Origin of the sequence: Thiocapsa sp. (assembly GCF_035467215.1) — a bacterium.
Classification (GTDB): Bacteria; Pseudomonadota; Gammaproteobacteria; order Chromatiales; family Chromatiaceae; genus Thiocapsa.
Map to the genome: position 1 here is coordinate 1 of NZ_DATITZ010000010.1, position 4,958 is coordinate 4,958.

2 protein-coding genes are annotated in these 4,958 nt (G+C 64.6%); both read left to right on the plus strand.

All coding sequences use genetic code 11. The features are described 5' to 3' along the window. Positions 1-191: 191 nt before the first annotated feature. A complete protein-coding gene (locus VLR48_RS00515) occupies positions 192-4,085 on the plus strand; it encodes a helicase-related protein (protein WP_325289897.1) in 3,894 nt (1,297 codons plus the stop codon). A gap of 134 nt (positions 4,086-4,219) precedes the next feature. Continuing rightward, positions 4,220-4,958, plus strand: a 739-nt coding sequence (locus VLR48_RS00520; protein WP_325289898.1) for an AAA family ATPase, incomplete at its 3' end; no start/stop codon positions are given.

Here is a 4,958-nt window from a genome sequence, read left to right on the forward strand (position 1 = left end):
CGCTGAAGCTCGACGATCCGGACTATCGTCAAGTGGTTGGGCAACAGCGTGACATCCTGCAAGGGCTTGAAGACTGCGTCAGAATCGTTGCGCTACTTTAGACCGAACATGATCGTTGGAAGGGTTTTACATCGTAAGCAATCCTCGCTCCTTCGGCGAGAGAGGGCGAAGGTCATCCGGAGATCCGAGGCATGGAGCACACCAAAAGATCCGCATCGTTCCGACAACGCGACTGGCAGCCGCGCTACCGCAGCACCACCAGCGACGTCCTGCACGACTTCTACATCCCGGCCCTGAGCGCGAGCGTGCGCTACGACCGGGTGGCCGGTTATTTCCGCTCAACCTCCCTGGCCGCGGCCTCCCAAGGCTTCTCGGCCCTCGTCAAGAACAAGGGCCATGTGCGGCTCGTGGTGGGGGCCGATCTGGATCCCAAGGATGCCCAGGTCATCCTCGATCACCAGGACGACGGGCGTCTGGTCGCGACCTTGTTGGCGAGCCTGTCCGACCGGCAAGACTGGCCCGAGTCCGTCGAGAACGGTCTGGTACTGCTGGCATGGATGCTCAAGGCAGGTGCTCTGGAGATCCGCGTGGCGTTGCGCCGCCACCGCAAGACCGGCGCCGCCATTGCCTACGGTTCGCGCGCCGACGGCTATGTTCACGAGAAATGGGCCGTCTTCACGGATGCCGAGGGCCATCGGCTGATCGCCGAGGGGTCCCTGAACGAGTCGCGCACGGCGCTGGAGATCAATGCCGAAAACATCGGCGTTCACGCTGATTGGTGGGGATCCCAGGAAACCGCGCGAGTGGATCTGTATGCCGGGGACTTCGAGACCATCTGGGAGAACCGGGACCCCGGGCTCTATGTGTTGGACCTGCCCCTGGCAGTGCACGAACGCCTGATCGAGATCGCCGGCATCGTGACCCGTCCGAAAGAGATCGACGGGTCCAGCGAGTTGCCGCCGGACGTCGCGGGACCGACCGCGCGGGAGTGGCTGCAATTCGCCATTCTGCGGGAGGCCCCGCGGATGCCGAACGGCCGCTTCGTCGGGATGGCCACGGCGCCGGTCGCGCCCTGGCCCCACCAGGCGATCGTGGCGCGGCGGTTGATTACCGCTTACCCGTACAGCTTCCTGCTGTGCGACGAGGTCGGTTTGGGCAAAACCATCGAGGCGGGCTTGGCCTTGCGCTCGCTGATCTTGTCCGGTTTGGCGCGACGGGTCTTGATTGCACCACCCGCGAGTCTCGCCCGGCAGTGGCAAGACGAGCTGGCGAGCAAGTTTTTCCTGCGTTTCGGGCGCGCGCTCCCCGGTGCGCAGGTCCGGCACCTCTACAAGCATCCGCTGAAAGAGCAGCTCCCGGCCAAGTCGCTGTACAGCCCCGCCTGCGTGATTGTTTCCACCGGCTTGATTCGGCGCAAGGAGCGTCAGCAGGAGTTGGCCGGGCAAACCTGGGATATCGCCCTGGTGGACGAGGCCCACTATGCCCGCCGCAGCAACTCGACGGCCGGACTGGTGGTGCAGCCGAGATACGGGGATCTCTACCGGGCGCTTGAGCAGACCGTGCGACCGCGCACCCGTGCCCTCTGGCTCGCCACCGCCACGCCCATGCAGCTTGACCCGATCGAGGTCTACGATCTGTTCCGGCTCACCCGGCGCGTCGGTCCCTTTCAGGATGATCCGTCGCTGACCCAGGCGTATTACGCCATTCAGGGCCGCATCCAGCGCGGCGAGACGGTCTCGGCGGAGGAGCTGACCTTCCTGCGCCGGGTGCTCGGCTCGATCCAGCAGCATGATCCTGAACTGGCCGTCTTTATCCGCCAGACCGTCTTGAGCGCGGCCAATCGAGCCCCGTACGAGCACTGGATCAAGCAGGGCATCACGCCGACGACCGCGAGTCTGAAAAAACTCTTGCGCGCCATCTTCTCGTCCGCGCCGCTCTCGAGGGTGATGATGCGCCACAACCGCGCCCTGCTGCGCGTTTACCAGGAACAGGGCGAGCTCACCGCCAACCTGGCGCAGCGGCACATCCTGCCGATGCGCAAGATCCAATACACGTCGCAAGAGCACGCCGCGTACGAGGCCCTGGATGCCTATTCGCAGGAGCTGGCCAGACAAATCACCGCGGCCAACGAACAACAGGCGCGCGTCTCCACCGGCTTTTACCTGAGCTTCCTGCAACGGCGTTTCGCGTCCAGCCTGTACGCCATCGGCGAGACCCTGCGGCGCCGACGCGAGCGGGTGAAGTGGACGCTGGAACACCTGTCGGCGAAACCGGGCAAGAGCCCGGCGGCATCCGAGGCGTCCGATCTCGACGAGGATCTGGAGCAGGACGAGGACGACACGGAGGTCATCGAGCAGTTGCTCAAGAACCGCAGCGAGGCCGACTTGCGTTGGGAGTGGGAGACGCTTACGCAGATGCTGGCCGGCAGCCTCTACGACGCGGCGCCGCCGTCCTCGAAGACCCAGGTGCTCCTGGGGTATGTGCAGCAACGTCGGGAGGCGACCCGGCCGGGGCGTGTTGCGCAGACGGTGATCTTCACCCAGTTCTGGGACACCCTGGAGGATCTGGTTCGGCGCCTGAGACAAGCCGAATCCAAGCTGCTGGTGGGGACCTACTCGGGGCGCGGGGGTCAATACACCGATCCGCAAACCGGCAAGCTGATCGGGACCGAGCGCGACGAGATCAAGCAACGCTTCCTGCGCGGGGAGATCGATATCCTGGTGTGCACGGACGCCGCCGCCGAGGGCCTCAACCTCCAGACCGCGGACTTTCTGGTCAACTTCGATCTGCCCTGGAACCCTGCAAAGGTGGAGCAACGCATCGGGCGTATCGACCGCATCGGTCAGCTCCACCAGGACATCTATGTCCAGAACCTCTGCTACTTGGGCTCGGTCGAGGAGATCGTCTACGACCGACTGCTCAACCGCTTGGGCAGCATGATCTCGGTGGTGGGCGATCAGCAGGTGTCGTTGCTGCCGGTCACCGAGGAGGATTTCCGCCGGCTCGCCACCGGCCAGGTCACCGAGGCGCAGCTGGAGGCCGAGGCCCGCCAACGCATTGCCGTCTCGCAGCAACGCATCCGCGAGACCGAGTTGAGCGGCCAGGAGATCTACGAAATCTACCAACGTTTGGCGCAGACGCACGCCGCGGAGCGCTTGCCCGCAACCTTGGACGGCATCTGGACGGTTCTGAACGAATCGGCCTCGCTGCGGGCACTGGGGTGTGCCGTTGCCGCAAACCTGTCCGGCACGCCGCAAGAGCCGCTGTTGCTGCGGGGTCTGCCGGGAATCGTCGACGGGACGGCGTTGACCGTCGACCGCAAGCTCTATGACGACGGGATCGCGTCACTCGGGCCGCGGTTGCGGTTCGCGACCTACGGCGAGCCTGTTTTCGATGCCGTCCTCGCCATCGGTGGCGACTGGCAACCGCCCGGGTGTGTTCGGCGGATCGCCGTCACACCCCACGGGCTGGATGTGGAGTACGTGGCGTTCGTCGCCGCCGTTGCTGATGGCGAGGGGGCCGCGCTGCGCCTCATCACGGACTTGGAGGCGCTTGCGGTGTTGTCTCTCGACGAGACGGTGACCGTGTCGGAGGCCGACACCCTGCCCTTTGTCGCGCAACTACAGGCGCTGGCCGACGAGGAGTATCGCCTGACCGCCCATGTGACTGGCGTCGAATCGGACAACGAGCGCTCCGGGCGAGCCCAAGCGGCGCTGGCCCTCGGGACAGCCTTCGGGTTCATCAAAGGCCGCCAAAAGACGGGCCTTGCCGACGAGAACTTCTGGAAAGAGCTCGAGGCGTGCCGCAAACTGGTCGCGGAGCGGTTGGCTCAGGGCGGCCGCATGTCCGTGCAGCGTATCCCGGTGATCTACGATCGCGTCGCGACAGCCTTCGTCCCGTTCGATGTCAAACGCAAGATCAGCGACGAGAGCTTCTGGGTCGATACGGCACCGGCCCCGTTGCTGAACGCCGCCCTGGATGCAGCGGCCCGGGTCGGCGAGGGGATCAAGAAGAAGAAGTCGGAGCTGAGCACGGACGCTGCGTTGAGCAGGATTGCCGGCGAGATGAAGCGCGTGCTCGTTTGAAGGTCGCGGCCGGTAGGCGTTTTCTGGTATTTTTGCGCAGTGCAGCATTCGGGGCGCTCGTCGTGCCGAATCATCCAATCGTTTGATCGGGTCGCTCGACCCCGTCCAGCCTGTTTCGCGCAAGAGGAAGATCCATGCAAAGCGTCTACATCGCCGGTGCCGGTTCCGGCAGCGGTAAGTCCGTCGTTGTTTTAGGCTTCATGGAGATGCTCTATGCCGTCAATCGGAGGGTGGGATTCTTCCGCCCGATCGTCTCCAAGAGCGTCGAGCAGGACAACCTGACCACGCTCATCCGCAGCCGTTACGACCTGCCATTCTCCCCGGAGATGCTCTACGGCTGCACGGCGGAGACCGCCAGTCACCTGGTCGCAGCCGGGCATTACGACGAGCTGCTCAAGATGATCTTGAACAAGTTCAAGATGCTGGAAGAGAACTGCGACCTCGTCGTCTGTGCCGGGACCGACTTCGACGGGCTGGTGCCGTCCCTGGAGTTCGATTTCAACGCCGACCTGGCCAACAATCTCGGCTGCAACGTCGTCGTTGTCGTGAAGGGCTTCGGACGCAGCCCGGAAGAGGCGCTCGAGGCGCTCTACATGGCCCACGAGTCGATGCGCAATCGCGGCGGAGACTTCCTCGCGAGCGTCATCAACGGGGTCGACCCGGAGCATGTGGAAACGGTCAAGGCCCGTGCCCGCAAGCTGCTGCCCGAGCGCGAGAACGTCTATGTGCTGCCGCGACAGGCCGCACTCGGCATGCCGACCGTCGGCGAGATCCGCCAGGCTTTGGACTGCGAGTGTCTCTGCGGCGACGGCGACGCCATGAACCAGGTCGTCTCCAACTACAAGATCGCGGCGATGGAGGTCCCGGACTTCC